At 63.1% G+C, this 17,593-nt stretch carries 14 protein-coding genes and 6 tRNA genes; 12 read left to right on the forward strand and 8 right to left on the reverse strand.

Annotated elements, in window-relative coordinates; translation table 11 throughout:
- Positions 1-202: 202 nt before the first annotated feature.
- The 4 genes from ACRQFC_RS07585 (at position 203) to ACRQFC_RS07600 (ending at position 2,457) form a co-directional block, all read left to right on the forward strand.
- Complete coding sequence (locus ACRQFC_RS07585) at positions 203-502, forward strand: DUF4193 domain-containing protein (RefSeq protein WP_016442648.1); 300 nt, start codon at positions 203-205, stop codon at positions 500-502.
- 182 nt (positions 503-684) lie between these two features.
- Positions 685-1,437 carry a DUF3710 domain-containing protein gene (locus tag ACRQFC_RS07590; RefSeq protein ID WP_284896613.1) on the forward strand — a complete coding sequence of 251 codons (753 nt, stop codon included), beginning with the start codon at positions 685-687 and terminating at the stop codon, positions 1,435-1,437.
- A 22-nt stretch (positions 1,438-1,459) separates the two neighbouring features.
- Positions 1,460-1,711, forward strand: coding sequence for a hypothetical protein (locus ACRQFC_RS07595; protein ID WP_026428833.1), 252 nt, complete (start codon positions 1,460-1,462; stop codon positions 1,709-1,711).
- Between the two features lie 47 nt (positions 1,712-1,758).
- A complete protein-coding gene (locus tag ACRQFC_RS07600) occupies positions 1,759-2,457 on the forward strand; it encodes a DUF3159 domain-containing protein (protein ID WP_284896615.1) in 699 nt (232 codons plus the stop codon).
- Here the strand turns inward: ACRQFC_RS07600 and ACRQFC_RS07605 are convergent.
- Together ACRQFC_RS07605 and ACRQFC_RS07610 are read right to left on the reverse strand one after the other, a co-directional pair.
- Positions 2,409-3,134: a potassium channel family protein gene (locus tag ACRQFC_RS07605; RefSeq protein WP_284896617.1), complete on the reverse strand. Its 726-nt coding sequence runs from the start codon at positions 3,132-3,134 to the stop codon at positions 2,409-2,411. The two genes, ACRQFC_RS07600 and ACRQFC_RS07605, sit on opposite strands and share 49 nt — an antisense overlap.
- Positions 3,131-3,778: a potassium channel family protein gene (locus ACRQFC_RS07610; RefSeq protein WP_035276902.1), complete on the reverse strand. Its 648-nt coding sequence runs from the start codon at positions 3,776-3,778 to the stop codon at positions 3,131-3,133. The genes ACRQFC_RS07605 and ACRQFC_RS07610 overlap by 4 nt, the downstream gene beginning before the upstream one ends.
- A 54-nt stretch (positions 3,779-3,832) precedes the next feature.
- Between ACRQFC_RS07610 and ACRQFC_RS07615 the strand changes: the two genes are divergently transcribed.
- On the forward strand, positions 3,833-5,617 hold the full coding sequence (locus ACRQFC_RS07615) for an APC family permease (protein WP_493926082.1): 1,785 nt from the start codon (positions 3,833-3,835) through the stop codon (positions 5,615-5,617).
- Positions 5,614-6,882 (forward strand): class I SAM-dependent RNA methyltransferase, encoded by a 1,269-nt coding sequence (locus ACRQFC_RS07620; protein ID WP_284896619.1) that lies wholly within the window; start codon positions 5,614-5,616, stop codon positions 6,880-6,882. Before ACRQFC_RS07615 ends, ACRQFC_RS07620 begins: the two co-directional genes overlap by 4 nt.
- A gap of 85 nt (positions 6,883-6,967) precedes the next feature.
- Here ACRQFC_RS07620 and ACRQFC_RS07625 read toward each other — a convergent pair whose 3' ends face one another.
- The gene (locus ACRQFC_RS07625) at positions 6,968-8,185 is read right to left on the reverse strand and encodes an HRDC domain-containing protein (protein WP_284896620.1); all 1,218 of its coding nucleotides are present in this window, start codon (positions 8,183-8,185) and stop codon (positions 6,968-6,970) included.
- 103 nt (positions 8,186-8,288) lie between these two features.
- On the reverse strand, positions 8,289-8,861 hold the full coding sequence (locus ACRQFC_RS07630; RefSeq protein ID WP_284896622.1) for a DUF3000 domain-containing protein: 573 nt from the start codon (positions 8,859-8,861) through the stop codon (positions 8,289-8,291).
- A 60-nt stretch (positions 8,862-8,921) separates the two neighbouring features.
- Here ACRQFC_RS07630 and ACRQFC_RS07635 point away from each other — a divergent pair, with 60 nt between their 5' ends.
- The gene (locus ACRQFC_RS07635; protein WP_284896623.1) at positions 8,922-9,971 is read left to right on the forward strand and encodes a lipid II:glycine glycyltransferase FemX; all 1,050 of its coding nucleotides are present in this window, start codon (positions 8,922-8,924) and stop codon (positions 9,969-9,971) included.
- Here ACRQFC_RS07635 and treZ read toward each other — a convergent pair.
- The 4 genes from treZ to ACRQFC_RS07655 all read right to left on the reverse strand — a co-directional run bounded on the left by treZ (position 9,904) and on the right by ACRQFC_RS07655 (position 16,699).
- Positions 9,904-11,832 carry a malto-oligosyltrehalose trehalohydrolase gene (gene treZ, locus ACRQFC_RS07640; protein ID WP_284896625.1) on the reverse strand — a complete coding sequence of 643 codons (1,929 nt, stop codon included), beginning with the start codon at positions 11,830-11,832 and terminating at the stop codon, positions 9,904-9,906. The genes ACRQFC_RS07635 and treZ overlap by 68 nt on opposite strands.
- Positions 11,832-14,402: a malto-oligosyltrehalose synthase gene (gene treY / locus ACRQFC_RS07645; RefSeq protein ID WP_284901204.1), complete on the reverse strand. Its 2,571-nt coding sequence runs from the start codon at positions 14,400-14,402 to the stop codon at positions 11,832-11,834. The genes treZ and treY overlap by 1 nt, the downstream gene beginning before the upstream one ends.
- A gap of 10 nt (positions 14,403-14,412) precedes the next feature.
- Positions 14,413-16,575 (reverse strand): glycogen debranching protein GlgX, encoded by a 2,163-nt coding sequence (gene glgX / locus ACRQFC_RS07650; protein ID WP_284901203.1) that lies wholly within the window; start codon positions 16,573-16,575, stop codon positions 14,413-14,415.
- A 52-nt stretch (positions 16,576-16,627) separates the two neighbouring features.
- Positions 16,628-16,699: transfer RNA gene (locus ACRQFC_RS07655), tRNA-Val, on the reverse strand.
- Between the two features lie 213 nt (positions 16,700-16,912).
- Between ACRQFC_RS07655 and ACRQFC_RS07660 the strand changes: the two genes are divergently transcribed.
- The 5 genes from ACRQFC_RS07660 (at position 16,913) to ACRQFC_RS07680 (ending at position 17,413) form a co-directional block, all read left to right on the forward strand.
- A tRNA-Gly gene (locus ACRQFC_RS07660) sits at positions 16,913-16,985 on the forward strand.
- A gap of 58 nt (positions 16,986-17,043) precedes the next feature.
- Positions 17,044-17,114, forward strand: a tRNA-Cys gene (locus ACRQFC_RS07665).
- Positions 17,115-17,118: 4 nt separating this feature from the next.
- Positions 17,119-17,193 (forward strand) — tRNA-Val (locus ACRQFC_RS07670).
- A gap of 71 nt (positions 17,194-17,264) precedes the next feature.
- A tRNA-Gly gene (locus ACRQFC_RS07675) sits at positions 17,265-17,337 on the forward strand.
- Between the two features lies 1 nt (position 17,338).
- Positions 17,339-17,413: transfer RNA gene (locus ACRQFC_RS07680), tRNA-Val, on the forward strand.
- Positions 17,414-17,593: the final 180 nt, after the last annotated feature.

Genomic DNA, 17,593 nt, shown 5'->3' on the forward strand with positions numbered 1-17,593 from the left:
CTCTTAGGGTGCCACCTCCGGGCCCGAAAAGCAGGCATTGGGCGCGGGTGTGTTTCCATGTGGCGCGGGTGCTGTTACACTAAGCGCGCAGTACCACCCGTCAGGACCATACGCGAGGGCGGAAAGATCCGTTTCTCGCGGGTGGACGCCGGTTCGTGCGGAATCCACCGCGTGGACCCCGGCACTTTTGGAGAGTGACTTTATGGCAACAGATTACGATGCTCCGCGCAAGCAAGACGAGGAGCTCCGCGAGGATTCCTTCGAGCAGCTCGCCGGGCGGCGCTCGGACCAGCAATCCGGTGCGGTTGACGAGGACGAGGTCGAAGCGGCCGAGGGCTTTGAGCTGCCCGGCGCGGACCTGTCCAATGTTGAGCTATCCGTCAATGTGATTCCGGCCCAGGATGATGAATTCACCTGCTCGCAGTGCTTCCTGGTTCACCACCGCTCCCAATTGGATCACGTGGAAGATGGCCTGCCCGTCTGCGTGGATTGCGCGGGCTAGCGGGAAACGAGCTTGCGTGCGGCGGTTACGCTTGCGGCACGCGAAGAAGAAGTACGACGACGCCGCGGCCCACGGGCCGCGGTATCTCACTACAGTGCATCCATACGGTGGGTGCATTCCACGAGGGTGAGCTCCCTCAGTAGACTAGAGGGAATGACGGAATCGGGACGAGGAGTATAAGCATGGCATGGTTCTCACGGCGGAAGAAAAACGAGGCCCCGGCATCGCAGCCGGACGAACGTGACGAAACCGGCCAGGACCTCGCCGCGGATAACTCCGGCGTGGCGGATGGCGCTGCCGGCAATGCTGATGCCGGTAGCGCAGATGCCGCGGCCGGCCCGAAAGAACGCGGCCCCTATGATGAATCGGAGGCTCCGGAGAATCCCGCGCTCATTGACGGTGGGGCCCTGCGCCTGCCGATCCTGCCCGATGCCACCATGCAATTCTCGGTGGATCGCGAACGCCAGGTCGTGCTCGGCGTGGTCTACATGATGGGCGATTCCGCGGTGCAATTACAGGTTTTCGCCGCCCCGAAATCCACCGGCCTGTGGGAGGACATCCGCGTAGAAGTTATCTCCTCCATCGCCAACCAGGGCGGACGCTTCCAGGAAGCCGAAGGGGAGTACGGCCCGGAAATTCAAGCCCAGATGCCCGCGGAAAACGGCCGGGTACCGGTGCGCTTTATCGGTATTGACGGCCCGCGCTGGCTGCTGCGGGTAGCCGTGACCGGCCGCGGGGCGGTAGACCCCGCCCGCGGCACCGAAGTACTCCACCGCGTCCTTGACGATCTGGTGGTGGTGCGCGGCACCCAGGCCATCCCGCCGCGCGAATTACTTCCCCTCGCCCTTCCCCAGCAGGGCGAACCGGAACCCGAAACACCCGATACCGGCATTGAGCTGCCCAAGCGCGGCCCGGAAATCCAAGAGATTCGCTAGTTAGCTAGATAGTTAGGTACCTATGGCTACGCCGGTGTGGGTGACGGGGGATATTATCGCCATCACATACCCGGGTGCCCCGGGAGGAAACGGGGCACATACCCCGGAGGTGCGTATCGCCGTGGAAACCACCGCGGGGCTCCTCACCCTTATTTTCCAAGGGCGGCGCACCATTGATTGCGTGCGGGTCGGGGACCGCATCCGCGCCCGGGTGGTGCCATTGCGGCGCCGGGGCGTGCTGGTAGCATATAACCCGGAATATACGGTGCTTTAGCGAGCGCCCCGCACCCGTACCGCCCACGTCACAAGCCGGGAGGACCCATGGATACCACCACACCCGGCGGCGGCCTACGCGCGGTGCTCGGGGAAGAATTTGACGCCTGGAAAGCTATCGGCGGGGTGCGCGGCGTTATCGAAGCCAATGTTCCCGCACTCGTTTTTGTCATTATTTATTTAGCCACCCGCAATATTCCCCTGGCGGTGCTCGTGCCCCTGGGCATGGCGATCCTGGCCATCCTGGTACGGCTCATCCAACGCATCGACGTGATGCCGGCCCTCGGCGGGCTCTTCGTGGTGGGAATCTCCGCCTTCTTTGCCTGGCGATCCGGGCGGGCAGAAACCTATTTCCTACCCGGCTTCCTCACCAACGCCGCCTACGCGGTAGGAGTAACGATTTCCCTCCTCATCCGGCGGCCCATTATGGGCTATATCATCGGGATGCTGCGCGGGGATATTGCCAGCTGGCGTAGTGCCACCCACCCGGCCGCCCGGCTCACCTACCGGCGCTACACCCGCATTACATGGCTGTGGCTCGCCATGTTCGCTGGCCGCGTCGTCGTACAACTACCCTTCTTTATCAGCGGTAATACCGCGGCGCTGGGAGTCATCAAAATTATTGCCGGGCCCGTGCTGTTCTGCCTGATCCTGTGGGCCACCTGGCTGCTGGTGCGCGGCCTGCCGCCCGCCAGTATCTACCTGGAGCCTTCCGAATCCGCGGCGGATTCCCCTTCCGCATCCTGAGCGGGAGCCACCGGGCGGGGCCGGAAATAGTTCTTGAGGGCGGACATATCCACATCGTCCCCGCCGTCAATGAGGAGCACCTGGTCATCCACGTCCACGATGAGATCGGCATCGGCCGTGAGGGGTACGCCGTCGCGAATAATAGCGTTAATGGCGACGCCGGCGGGAAGCTCAATATCACTAATGGCGCTGCCCACCACCGGGGCCTCGGCGGATACCGAAACCTGCCACAGGCTCGCCCCGCTGCGGTGGAAACGCATGACCTGGGTGAGGGAGCCATCTGAGACCGCATCCTCCACCAGGGAAGCCATAATCCGCGGGGTGGATACGGTTACGTCCACCCCCCAGGCATCGGTGAAAAGCCATTCATTACGCGGGTTATTCACGCGCGCGATGGTGCGGGCGATCCCGAATTCGGTTTTCGCCAGCAAGGACACCACCAGATTCACTTTGTCATCCCCGGTGGCGCAGACGATAATATCTGCCTCCGCGGCGCCTGCCTCGCGCAGCGCGGGAACCTCGCAGGCATCGGCCAGGTGCCAATCCGCATCCGAAGCGCTCGAAATGCGCATGGCGGACGGCTTCTTATCCACAATCGAAATGGAATGCTCGGATTTGAGGAGTTCGCGGGCCACCGACACCCCAACCGCGCCGGCCCCAATAATGAGAATATTCACTGCGCACCTTCCGATTTGAGCAGCACATGTTGCACGCCGGAGGCATTCTCAGAAGCGACGAGCACTTTGAGGGTGTCCCCGTCCTGGATCACGGTGTCGCTATGGGGGAGGAGCCCGGCCAGACTGCGGATAATATAGGCGACCCGCGCCCCGGTTTCCTCTTCCACATCCGCCACGGTGCGCCCGAACCAGCGCCGATCCACCGCCACTTCAATAAGGGAAATTCGGGCGAGGGGATCGCGGAATTCGTGGTGGGGGCCCAGCGGGATGAGCTCGCGCAGCACCCGGTCCGCCGTCCAGCGCACCGGGGCCACCGTGGCGATCCCGAGCCGTTCGTAGATAATTGCGCGGGTCGGATCATAGACCCGCGCCACCACATTGGTGAGCCCGAAGGTTTCGCGCGCCACCCGGGCGGCGATGATATTCGAATTATCGCCTGAGGAAACGGCGGCGAAGCCGGCGGCGTCGTCGATATTCGCACGCGCTAACACATCACGGTCGAAACCCACGCCGGTGATCTGCTGCCCCGGGAAATCTTCGGGGAGCTTGCGGAAAGCTTCGGCATCCTGGTCGATAATGGCCACCGAATGGCCGATGGCGGAAAGCGAAAGCGCCAGCGCGGCACCCACGCGCCCGCATCCCATAATTACGAAGTGCACTACATTACGCTACCGCAAAGCGGGTACCGTATCCTAGTGATGAGAAAATTATCCTTCCTGGGGATGTCCCAGTACGTGGGCGCGGCCACCTGCGTGTGCCTGGCGGTGGTGCTCCTCCCGCGCAGTATTCAACGCGGGGCACCTTTCGCGAACCCCACCCTGGTGGGGGCGATGGCGCTGGCGGGGGCCGCGGTGCTCGCGCTCGTGGTGGCGGCCACCATCGCCGCCTCCAGCGTGGTGCCCGGAAAAGCCGCCCACCAGGTTGTTTCCCGCTATATCTCCCCGGCTTTCGGCACCGTTGCCGCCGCCGCGCGCTTCGCCGCTTTCGCGCTGCTCCTGGTACTGGCCGCCGGACTGGTGGGCATGGCAGTCAATGCCCTCACCCCGCTGGCGGTCGATGGGCGGCTCATCCAAATCCCGCTGGTGGTGGTGTGCGCCCTGCCCGCGCTGGTGCACTGGCGCCTGCCCCTGGCGGGAGCGCTGCTTGCCGTGCTCGCGGCGAGCGGGGTGATTATCGCAACCCTGGTGACCGGGCTGGTGCGCGAGGCCCGCGGCACCGTTTCCCTCGCGGATCTCATCACGAACCGCGCCGAAGAACTCCCAGGTTCCCAAGCTATCCACCCGCTCGGAAATACCTTCGTCATTATGTGCTTCCTGGCCGCGGTGGTGCTGCTGGTGGGCGGGCGCATCGGTACCGGGCGCGAACGTTTCCTAGGGCCGCGCGCCCTGAGCACCATTGCCGGCATCGCCGCGGTGGTGCTTTCGGGCACCTTCTACCTGGAAATGCGCCTGGATATTCTCACCGTTCCGGTGGGCCTGCCGAGCATCGTCATGGGCACCGCGTTCTGGGGGAGTACCGGGCGTATTATCACCGCGATTGCTTTCGGTTTCTTGGGTTTGATCTGCGTTTTCGTGGTGTACGAACGCCTCCCGCGCCTATTGCGGGAACTTGCCTTCGACGGCGCCCTTCCCGCTCGCCTGGCCGCCCCGGAAGCTTCCCGGGCCCGCAGCGGCGTCGTTTTGCTGGTGGCGGTCCTTGCCGGCGCCCTCGGGGTATTTTTATCGACGACGCACGCCGGCGTCGTCGCCCTTGTCTTTGTATGTTTCCTTATCTTCACGCTTCATTGCGCGGCCCTCTCCCTGCGCGGCGGGCAGATTCTCAAAACTTCGGAGCGGCGGGAAGAACGCCGGGCCGCGCATGCCTCCCGCTGGGGTTTTGCTTTCTTCGCGCTGGCGGGATTCCTGGTTTTGCTCGTCACGGTGGCGATGCAGCCGGCCTGGACCCTGACTTCGCTGGCGGCGGTGGCGGTGCCCACGGCGGGGATGCTCATCGCTCAGCGCGGGCGTGGAAAAATGAGCGCCCACCTCAAACCGCTGGATTTGGGAGCCGGGCGGCGCCTGCCGGTCCGCACCCACGCCGTTGTGCTGGTTCAAGAACTCAATTTGCCGACCCTGCGGGCGGTTACCTACGCGCGGGCGCTGCGCCCCTCCACCCTCACCGCGCTCACCGTGGACCTGAGCAAAAGCCGTACCGCCGCGCTGCGCGCCGCCTGGAGCCAATCCCAATTACCGGTGGGATTGACGGTGCTGGGCAATCCCACCAGCGGGGCGCGCGGGCCGCTCGTGGATTACATTCGTTTCCTCCTCGATACCCACCCGCAGGATATTGTGCTGGTTATCGCCCCGAAGGTGGTCTCCACCACCCTGTGGCACCGGGTGTACCTGCGCCGTTCCGTGCCCGCGCTTTTCGCTGACCTGTCCTATGACTCGCGCCTCATGCTGGTGCAAGTTCCCTACCAAATCCATTCGGGAGAAGACCTGTGACCACCCCTGCTGCTCAATCTCATCATTCGACCGTCGATATCACCCTGGAGGATATCGGCCACGGTGGTATTGCCATCGGGCGCGCCGAAGGCAAAGCAATCCTGGCTCGCTTCGGGCTGCCCGGGGAACGCGTGCGGGTAGCGCTCACTGAAGAACGTGCTCGTTTCGCCCGCGGGGATGTCATCGAGGTACTCGGCGAGCCTTCTCCCTACCGCCAAGCCCATCCCTGGCCGGAAGCCGGGCCCGGGGGCGTGGGTGGCGCGGACCTGGGCCACGTGATCTTCGACTACCAGCACGAGTGGAAAACCCAGGTGCTCGCCGCCACGCTGCGCCGCATCGGCGGGCAAGCGCTCAGCGATCACCTGGCGGAGCAGGGCATTGTTCCCGAAGTCGCGGCCCTGGAATCCGACCGCGCCAGTGGGGGCTGGGCCAGCCGCACCCGCATCGACGTAACCGTGAACGCGGGGCGCTTCGGAATGTTCCGCGAAGGCAGCCGCGAAGTTCTCCCCATTACCTCCATGCCCCTCGCGGTGCAGGACATCGAGGAACTGGGCCTATGGGACGGCAGCTACCTCACCCGGCTGGCTCGCACTATCGGCCCGCTGCGCGAGGGCCAACGGGTACGCATCCTCGCCCCCTCAGCCAGCCCGGTAGCGGTGAGCATCGGCGGGCGCACCTTCGACGCGACCGGCGCGGAATGCTCCCCCTTCGCGCGCGAAGAAGTAGTGGTGGGGGAGAACAGCTACCGCTACCGGGTACGGGCCTCCGGTTTTTGGCAGGTCCACCGCGAAGCACCAGCCACCCTCATCGACCTGGTGACCCGCGCGGCCGAGGTTGAGCCCGGTGACCATATTCTTGAGCTGTACGCGGGAGCGGGGCTGCTCACCGTACCGCTGGCCCGCGCCACCGGGCCAACCGGCCGGGTGGAAAGCCTGGAAGGTGCACGTACCGCGGTGGAAGACGCCCGCGCGAACCTGCGGGGCTACCCGTGGGCACGTGCCCGCACCGCCGCTATTTCCGTACGGGATATTAGCGACGCCGATATTCTCCTCGCCGATCCTCCCCGGAGCGGATTGGGAATCGCGGCGGCCCGGGCCGCCGCAGCCAGCCGCGCCCGCCGGATCGTCCTGGTGTCCTGCGACCCGGCCGCGCTGGCCCGCGATGTGGCCGCCATGGTGGAGTCCGGGCGGAGCGTGGAATCCATGCGCGCCGTCGATCTTTTCCCCAATACCCACCATTTCGAAGTGGTCACAGCGCTGCGCTAAACTACGGCGCACTAAGCTGGGCCGCGCCAGGCCGCGCCAGGCCGCGCAGGACGGCGCCAGGCCGCGCCGAGCTCGCTACCCGAGGCTAGGAGCGCACCGCGGCGGCAATCCAGCTGGCGGTATTCTCCACCTGCCAAGGGCGGGCTCCCAGCTCAGCTAGCGCATCGCCAATGGCGGGAGCGGTGCGCGCCACCCGGTGACGCAAGAGGCGCGCCAGTTCGCGCTGCACGGCCGGTTTGAGAAGCACATCGTGGCGGATTCCCAGCTCCGCCGCGCGTTCCTGAACGGCACCGCGCACGTGATCAAGCAGGTGCGGAATGCCGCGTTCGGCACGCCGGGCGGGCCGGGCCTGTGCGAGTTCGGGAAGCTCGGAACTCGGCAGCGCCCAGGCCTTCGCCACTGCCTGCCACAGAGCCGGCGCCAAATACTGTTTGCCTCCGCTGCGCAGCGGCCGGGAGGTACGCACATCGGCCAGGGAACGCGGGCGGCGCCGCGCGAGGGCCGCGATATCGGCGCGGGAAAGCACCAGGTCGGGGGCGGTATCGGTGGTTTGCGCGATACGATCCCGCTCCTGCCACAGGGCCCGCACCAGGGCAAGATCACGCCGGGAAGAGAAATCTTGGCGGTGGGTGGCGCGCCGCCACGGTTCCGCGGGGGCGGCTTTGGGTGGCCGGGTACGGATCTCTTCAAATTCTTGGGCCGCCCACTCCAGGCGCCCGGCCCGCTCCAGGCGCTCAAGCTGCACTTCGCGCAGGGGCGCGAGCAATTCCACATCGAGGGCAGCATAGGAACGCAGGTCATCGGCGAGCGGGCGTTCGGACCAATCCGCCTGCGAATGTTCTTTCGCCAGGAGCAGCCCCAAATTTTCCGCCAGCTGAGCTTGCAAGGAAATATTCTCATCGCCTAAAAGCAGCGCGGCCACCTCGGTATCGAAAAGCTTGCCGGGCCCCGGGCGCAAACCGAGATCACCCAGGGAGGGCAAATCCTGATCGGCGGCGTGCAAAATCCACACGGTATCGTCAAGAATCCCAGCCAGTTCCGGGTAATATTCCTCGTTTCCGATTGGATCACACAGCAGCGTTCCCGAACCTTCGCGGCGCAGTTGTATCAGGTAGGCCCGGGCCGAATAGCGGATTCCCATGGCGCGTTCCACATCCACCGCCACGGGGCCACTCCCGCGCCGCAGCCTCGTTAGCGCGGGGCGATAGGCAGAGCCGGTGGTGAGCGGCGGGATACCTTCGCGCGGGGTATCCACATGAATTAGGGTGGGATCCTCGCTCCAGCGAATAGAAGAAGACGTCATAACCTCACAACTGCTCAGACTAGGGGCCGCGGTTAATACTAGCGGGCATGCGCGGGCGCGGGGCTGCCACGCGCAGGGGCGCTACCTCCTAGCGGGAGTGCTCCTAGCGGGCTGGCAGCGCCGTCGTTCCTTCCGGAGCTAAGCCGCAAGCGAGCGCGATAAAATCCGCCCACGCCCGCACGTGGTGATAAAGATCGGGGCTGCTCGGGGTCCAGGAGGCCCGCAATTCCAGTTCGGTGAGGGAGGAGGAAAGCTCCAGTCCGCCGAAAGTTTCGTTATACATGCGGGTGACGGTGCCGACCAGGTGGTGGTAATCAGCGCCGTTCGCATCCAGAGTATCGGCCAGCCACGCCCAGGCAACTTCGCCGAGCAACGGATCACCGGCCATGGCCGCATCCATCGGCGCACCCATATGGCACACAATCCGGAAGGTTCCGTGCCAGGCCTCCTGACCGGCCGGGTCGTGCAGCACCACGAAACGTGCCCCGCCGCGATAGTTTTCCGGCTCCATCGCCGTCGAATCATTAATCTCAGCTTGCAGCGCAACAGCCCACGGAGCAATGCGTTTCGGGGGCGGTATCTGCACGATGTGCAGCTCGGGACGAAACTCGTGCCCGCGCAGGCTATCGAGCGCGGTGAGGAAGTCCTCGGGTGCATGAATCTGAGACACGCTCATTACCGTAATGCGCCCGCGCGCGGGTTTTAGCCAGGCGCGCCGCGCAGGTAGGATGGCGGCATGTCTACACTCTCGCTGTCGCGGATCGATGACACCACCTACCTGGACCTGGCTGCCGGCCACGGCCTGCCCCTTGAGCAACTGCCCGCCTGGGACCGCTACGAGGATGCCCTGCCCGGCCACGCACCATTCGGGCGTTTCCTGTGGCGCGATAGCGCAGGTGCGCCGCGTGCCCTTATTTCTCTGACCCGGATGGAAGGGCGCGGTTTCACCTACCTGTGGGCGAAAAAAGGCCCGGTGTGGCTCGGGGAACGGCCCGCGGCGGCGGAAGAACTGGAGTTCCGGACCGCGTTGGCGCGGCTGGTGCGGGGCTCGGATCGCAGCCTCGCCTTCATGCGGATTCACGCCTGGCACCCGGCCCCGGATCTGAACGAATTACTGCAAACGGTCACTTATGATCGCACCGTTATGGTCGACGTCGCACGCCCGGATGCGGAGATCCGGGCGAGTTTCTCCAAGTCGGGGCGCCGCCAAGCACGCAAAGCCGAGGCGGAAGGCCTGGAATTTTGCGATGAAACGGAGCGGGCTCGGGAGGTTTTCCCGGAGCTATACGCCATTCTCACCGAAACGGCCAGCCGGGATGATTTCGGGGCGGCACCCATGAGCCAATACGTGACCATGCTGGAATCCCTGGGCCCGGACCACGCCCGTCTTTTCGTGGCGCGTGCGGAGGGGCGGGCGCTGGCCTGGCAAATTGTGCTCGCTACCGATGACCTCGGGGAAGCCTATTACGCGGCAACCAGCGCGGAAGCCCGCCAGCGCCACGCCTCCATGTTCATGGATCTGCACACCATAACGTGGCTGCGGGAAACCGGGCGGAAAGCTTATGACCTGATGGGGGTGCATTCGGAGCGCGCCCCGCAATTAGAAGGCGTGACCGGCTACAAACAAAAATTCGCTGCCGAGTTCACCGAGGTGGCCGGTGCCTGGGACGTGCCGCTGCGTCCGCGCTACTACCGCGGTCTCAAGCTGGCGCTGCGCGCTAAACGCTCCGCGGTGGGTGCGGTTCGGACTGCCCGGGGCCGCCTGGGCCGGCGCGGTAGGGGCTGAGCACCGCGAAACCGGGCCCGGAAAAATCAACATAGGATTCGGCCACGCTCACGCTACCCCAGGTGAGGAGCGTATGCAGGCGGCTCGCTTCGGGCGGCAGCTGCACCCGGGTTGGATGCGCAGCCGCGGTGGCCGTTTCTTCCGCTTGTGGTTCCGCTTGTGTTTCCGCTTGTTTATTGGCAGTTGTTTCGGCGAGGAGCGGGTCGGCCGCGCCTATATGGAAAACCACGAAACTGTTCCCGCGCCGGTAATATCCCGCCTCACCCAGGCGCACGATCTCCGAATCTTCCCGGTCGGGGGAAGAAAAATCGGGGTGCTCGCGCCGTAGCCGCAGCAGTTCCCGGGTCGCCTCGAGATAGCGAGCATGGGAGGGCTCCTCGAGCTCCGCCCAGTCCAGATGCGAGCGCGTGAACGTAGAAAGCGCCTGGGGTGGGGGAATCTGGCCGGCGTGCTCACCCCAATCCCAGTCGCGAAATTCCGCAATCCGCCCCGCATCTACGCGTTCTCCCAGCTCCGGAGTGTGATCGGTGAAGAATTGGAAGGGCACGGAAGCACTCCACTCCTGACCCATAAAAAGGAGGGACGTGAAGGGGGAGAGTAGCGTGAGCGCATCAGCAACAAGGGTGTGCTCCGCGCTCAACGTAGCGGAGCGGCGGTCACCGAGCGCGCGGTTACCCACCTGGTCGTGGTTTTCGGTGTAGGCGAGGAAACGGCGCGAATCAAGCGCGTCGGGCACCGGGGCACCCCAGTTCCGCTTCCGGAAACTAGAGAAATTACCATCATGCACGAAGACGCGGCGCATGGCTTTTTCCAGGGCGCCGGGAAGCGCAAAATCCCCGTAATAGGCGAAATCTTCCCCGGTCACGTAGGCATGCAGGGCATGGTGAATATCATCAGCCCACTGCATATCCATACCGTAGCCGCCCTCCTCGGTAGGGCGCAGCATCGTCACATCATTGAGATCGGATTCTGCCACGAGGGCGATATGCCGGCCGGTTTCCGCGGCGAAAGCCGCGGCGGCGTCGGATAATTCCGCGAGAATATGTGTACGGGAGCGGTCCCGGATCGCGTGGACGGCGTCAAGCCGAAAAATATCAACGTGGTAATCGCGGGCCCACTGGAGCATATTGTCAATAAAATAACGCCGCACCGGGCCGGAATCCGGGCCGTCCACGTTCACACCCGGGCCCCACACCGAAGAATAGCGATCTGTGGTGTAGGGGCCGAACTCGGCTAAGAAATTCCCGTCCGGCCCGAAATGGTTGTAGACCACGTCGAGGCACACCGCTAGGCCAGCGCTATGCGCGGCCTCCACGAACCGCGCGAAACCTGCCGGACCACCGTAATTTTCGGTGACCGCATAGATATCCACGCCGTCATAGCCCCAATTACGGGTGCCGGGCACCGGGCAAATCGGCATAACCTCCACGATATCCACCCCGAGTTCGCGCAAATATCCGAATTTTTGCGCCGCCGCATTGAAGGTGCCCTCCGGGGTGAAGGTGCCAATATGCATTTCGTAAAAAACCTTGCCGAGCGGATCCACCCCGGGGAAGGGCGACAACTCGAAGGCATCGAGATCACCAATTTCGGAGGGTCCCATGACACCTTCGGGCTGGCGCCGGGTGCGCGGATCGGGCAGGCCCATCCCGCCATCCAGACTGATGCGGTAGCGGGTGCCGGCCGGCAGGGGAGTATCGAGGATCCACCATCCCGGCCCGCTGGCCAGGGCCGCGCCGTCGCGTCCCGCGCGCGCTGCCGCAATATCCGCGGCGGTGACCGGCCGGAAGGGGAGGCGCTCCCCGTCTACCAGGGCCTCAACGCTCGTACGGCCCGGCGTCCATACGCTCAGCGGTTCCATTAATCGGTGCTCCCTCCTGCGTCGGACCCGTAGGTATCAGCGCGGACGTACACCGCCACCGGCAGATTCGCGCAGGCATCACGAACAAAGAGCTGCGGCCCTTCGAGCTCTCCTTCCTCCAGCACACTGCGCCAACGCCCGGCCGGGAGCACGATATGCGCATCGCCCCAGCCCCCGGCCACCTCCTGGCGGTGCGCGAGGCGCGCGACCACCACGATCACATCCGGCTCCCCATCCAGGGTGCGGGTAAAAGCAAAAATATTTCCGGTGGTGGCAGCCAGCGGCTCGTAGCCCGAACGCAGCGAAACAAAAGTATCCGGGCGGTCGCGGCGCAGGCGCAAGAGGCGCGAGGTCACCCACATTTTTTCTTCATCGACGCTCGCCTGCGCGGGGAGCGCCCCGGCGCTATCGAGCTGCTCGAGCATGCTGGCGAGCCGCGGATAATTTACCGGGCGGCGGTTATCCGGATCCACCAGCAGATTCCGGGTGATTTCCTCCCCTTGATAGGTATCGGGCACCCCGATCAGCGTGAGGGCCAGAACCTTCGCGGCGAGGATACGCGCGCGGCGCGCCGGGCGGGTATGTTCCCACCACTCCGTGAGCTCAGCCACCGATTCCGGTGTGGAAATAACCGAGCGTGCATAGGCAAAAAGCCCGGTCTCCAGTGCTTCATCCGGTTCGGTCCACGTGGTCCATGATTTTTGTTCGCGGGCGGCCTTGCGCAGGTAGTCAATGAGGCGATCAGCTTCGATGGGCCCGTTATCCGTCCAGGTTCCCATAATTGTTTGCCACATGAGATTCTCGATCTGGCCATCGAGTTCCGCCGGGCGGGAAGCAGCGTGCCGTTCGCGCAGCCGTTCCAGGAGCTCCAACCATTCGGTGGGGTAATCGGCCAAGGTAGCAATAGCGGCGCGGGTATCTTCCCCGCGTTTCGTGTCATGAGTGGTGAGCGTGGTCATCATCACGGGCCAATCGGCCATCATCTGCCGGGTCCAGGTATGCAGCTCATCGGGGGTGAGCGATGCGCGCAGCGGATCGGATCCCACCTCGGTTGCCGAGGTAAGCGCGGTATACCGATAAAAAGCGGTATCCTCCACGCCCTTGGCCATAACCGCTCCGCACACCTGCTGGAAGCGAATAATCGCCTCGTTTCGGGAAGCATCATGACGTTTCGTTGCCGAACCGATTTCCCGCCCGAGCAAAATATCAACAACAACGTCCAGGGTTTCGCATCGGTCTTCGGAGAGCAGGCCCCGGGCGCGTTCGGCGGCTTCAAGCAGCGCAGTTTCAGCGCTGGCATGCGCTTTCTCCCCGGGAACTACGTAGGCCCGATACCGATCCATGCAGATGACGAGCGCGGAGACCGCATCGTACAAGGACCGCTGGGAATGGTCCCGCAGGCGCAGATCATCGCGGCACACTTCCGCCATGAGCCGCGCCATCCGCTCCACTTCCGCCTGGAGGGAGGAATGCATAATTTGGCTTTTCGCCTCGCGCTCCAGGATCGGATACGGCTGGGTGGTATGGGACAGATGCACGAAATTCGCGGTGAGGGCACGCACGCCCTCCGGGTCGGTCAGCAGCGCCCCGATGCGCCACGAAGCCTCATACCCGGTACACCCCGCGCACTTCCAATCCGAAGGCAATTTTTCGTTGCCCTCCAGGATCTTTTCCGCCACAATCCACGCCCCGCCGGTCGCTTCGTGCAGGCGCTCCATATACTGGCGCGGATCGGCCAGCCCATCGGGATGATCGATCCGGAAAGCATCAATGAAGCCGGCGTGGAACAGTTCAAGCAGCAGCGCGTGGGAAGCCTGAAATACCTCCGGATCCTCCACCCGGATCCCGGCGAGGGTATCTACATCGAAGAACCGCCGATAATTGAGTTCTTCCTCGGCGACCCGCCAATAGGCAAGCCGATAGTACTGGCGTTGCAGCAGTTCTGCCAGCGGCAGAAATTCGGTGCCTTTCCGGACCGGGTAAACGTGGTCATAGTAGCGCAAGACGGGAACTGCGCCGTCGCCCTCATAACCCGGTACGACGACGTGATCGAGGCTAATCGCCTCCCGGGCGAGCGCCGTACCCACGCGTTCGCCGAGCACCGGGATGAGGATCCCATCGTCGCTGGACTCCACGTCGATATCGAACCAGGAAGCGTAGGGGGACTCGGGGCCGTCACGCAGCAGGGACCACATGGCCCGGTTGAGGTAGAGCGGGGTGGGCATAGCCATATGGTTAGGCACCACATCAACGACGACGCCGAGGCCGGCCGCGTGCGCGGCATTCGCAAAAGCCTCAAAACCGGCCCGCCCGCCCATCGGCTCGGAAATCCGGGTGTGATCCACCACGTCATAGCCGTGCGTGGAGCCCGGGGCAGCCTGGAGGATAGGGGAGCAATACACATCGGTAATCCCGAGCTGCACCAGGTAGGGGAGCAGGGCGGTGGCATCCGCGAAGGTGAAGTGGGGACCGAGTTGCAGCCGGTACGTGGACACGGGCTGGCGCCGCCCGGCGCTGGGCACGTGGGAACGTAGAGCTGGAATACTGGAGGTGTCAGTGATTGCGGTCATACTTTCGAGCTTAGCGCACGGCCTGCGGAGTTTTCTGGGCGCCGGCCAGGGCATCATCGATATCTTCCTCGGACGGCTCATGCACGAAGACACGCAGGGAGCGCCCGATCACGCTGGTGGTATCCCCGGAAGCGAAGACGACCTGGGGATTGACCTCCGCCGCGGTATTGACCACTTCCGTCCATTCGCGGTCGTAGACGCCGCCGGGGATGGCGAACTCGACTTCGTCGTCGCCGGCATTGAACATGAGGAGAACATCATCATCAATAATCGGGTTGCCGCGCTCATCGGGTTCGCGAATACCCGCACCGTTGAGGAATACCATGAGGGCCCGCGCGAACCCGGAATCCCAATCGGAATCTTCCATCTGGCTGGAATCGGGGCGGAACCATTCGATTTCCGGTAGGCAGCCTTCGCATACAGGATCGAAACCGGCCACGAAGCGCCGGCGCCGGAACACCGGGTGATTCTTGCGGAAAGCAATAGCAGCTCGCGTGAATTGCAGGATATCCATCTGGCGGTCATCGAGATCCCAATCCATCCACGCGATCTCATTGTCCTGGCAGTAGGTGTTGTTATTACCGCCCTGGGTGCGCCCAATTTCATCACCGTGGGAAATCATGGGAACACCTTGAGAAAGCAGCAGGGTGGAGATGAAATTGCGGATTTGCCGTTCGCGCAGATCGAGGATCTCGGGATTATCCGTGGGGCCTTCTTCCCCGCAATTCCAGGAGCGGTTATTCGATTCGCCATCCGCGTTGTTTTCACCATTGGCTTCATTGTGTTTCTCGTTATAGGAAACCAGATCGCGCATGGTGAAACCATCGTGGGCGGTCACGAAATTAATGGAGGCGAAGGGGCGGCGTCCGGAGGATTCATACAGGTCCGCGCTGCCCGTTAGCCGCGAGGCGAATTCCGGAAGTGCGGCCGGTTCCCCGCGCCAGAAATCACGCACGGTGTCACGGTATTTGCCGTTCCATTCCGTCCACAGCGGTGGGAAGCCACCCACCTGGTAGCCGCCTTCGCCCACATCCCAGGGCTCAGCGATGAGTTTGACCTGGGAAATGATGGGATCCTGCTGGATGATGTCAAAGAAGGAAGAAAGCTTATCCACCGCGTGGAGTTCGCGAGCCAGGGTGGAAGCCAAATCGAAACGGAAACCATCTACGTGCATTTCCGTCACCCAATACCGCAGCGAATCCATAATGAGTTGGAGGGTATGCGGGGAGGTCATATTCAAGGAGTTCCCGGTCCCGGTGGTATCGAAATAGTGCCGCGGGTCATCGGGGACCAGGCGGTAGTAGGAGCGGTTATCAATACCCTTGAAGGACAGGGTGGGCCCCATGTGGTTCCCCTCGGCCGTGTGGTTGTATACCACGTCAAGGATGACCTCAATATCGGCTTCGTGGAAGGCCTTGACCATGGCCTTAAACTCATCGACCTGCTCCCCGCGCGAGCGGGTGGCGTAGCCATCATGGGGTGCGAAGAAACCGATGGTGTTATAACCCCAGTAATTGCTCAGGCCCCGATCCTGGAGCGAGGTGTCATTGATGAACTGGTGTACCGGCATGAGCTCAATAGCCGTTACCCCTAGGGAGGTGAAGTAATCAAGAACGGGCGGGTGGGTGAGACCCTGGTAGGTACCGCGTAATTCTTCGGGAACATCCGGGTGGCGCTGGGTGAAGCCCTTCACGTGCGTCTCATAAATAATGGTCTCGTTATATTCATGCTTGGGCGGGCGGTCATAACCCCAATCGAAGTAGGGGCTGATAACCACGGAGACCGGCACGTGGCCGAGCGAATCCAACGTGCACGGTTGCGAAGGATCGTTGAAGTCATAGGAAAAGACTTCCTGAGCATTGGTGATATTGCCTTCGATGGCTTTGGCGTAGGGATCCAGGAGGAACTTGGAAGGATCGCAACGCAGGCCCTGAGCCGGATCGTAGGGGCCGTAGACGCGGTATCCGTAACGCTGCCCGGGGCGAATCGAGGTGAGGTAACAATGCCAGACATTGGCATCAACTTCCCGCAGTTCCACGCGGGTTTCTTTGTTGTTATCGTCAAGCAGGCAGAGTTCGATTTTCTCAGCCACGGAGGAGTAGATCGCGAAATTCGTGCCGGTGCCGTCGAAAGTAGCGCCCAGCGGATACGGGTGTCCAGGCCAAATTCTCATACCTGAGTATCTCATACGAAAATGGGAATCTACTGAAAATCTAGTGAAACGGTGGGCGATACTGGGTTCGAACCAGTGACCTCTTCGGTGTGAACGAAGCGCTCTACCACTGAGCTAATCGCCCGGGCGACCGTAACGGCCCGTGCATCACGCAAGCTTATAGGGGGTGGGCGGGGAAACTCAAATTTAACTAACGTGGTGTGCACCTCACTGCCTTGGTTTGACCGGGTGCGCGGAATGTTGCTATAGTTTTTCGATGTCATCGACGTCGCCGCGGCGGTTCCCGCCACGGTTAACCTGGCCAGCGTGGCTTGGTTAGTGATTGTTGATCGACCACGCGGATGTAGCTCAGTTGGTAGAGCGCAACCTTGCCAAGGTTGAGGTCGCGGGTTCGAGCCCCGTCATCCGCTCGGATGTGAAGAAAGGCAAAGCGGCACACGTGCCCATATTCCTCTCACGTATCCGGACGGTGGGTTGGCCGAGAGGCGAGGCAACGGCCTGCAAAGCCGTGTACACGGGTTCGAATCCCGTACCCACCTCGCGGGGCGATTGGCGCAGCGGGAGCGCGCTTCCCTGACACGGAAGAGGTCACTGGTTCGATCCCAGTATCGCCCACCACTATTTCCTTGCAGCGCCATTTTGACCCGGCTCTCACGGTTGGGTAAACTAGTGGCTCGCTGTGAAACAGTGCGGATGTAGCTCAGTTGGTAGAGCGCAACCTTGCCAAGGTTGAGGTCGCGGGTTCGAGCCCCGTCATCCGCTCGGGCGATTGGCGCAGCGGGAGCGCGCTTCCCTGACACGGAAGAGGTCACTGGTTCGATCCCAGTATCGCCCACCATATTTATTCACCACATATCGCCCTCCGTACCCGCGTCCGCCCGGAATCAAAGTGCAACGGCAGCTACGTTAAGAAATTGTTTTGATGTCGTCAGGTTGCATCCTGGGCCTATAGGACACTTGGTGTTGGTTTTATCCGGACTTTTCGGCTTGCTAGCGGGCTAAAGTCGGGTTCAAACTC

This window comes from Actinotignum inguinis, assembly GCF_051265835.1.
GTDB lineage: Bacteria > Actinomycetota > Actinomycetes > Actinomycetales > Actinomycetaceae > Actinotignum > Actinotignum timonense.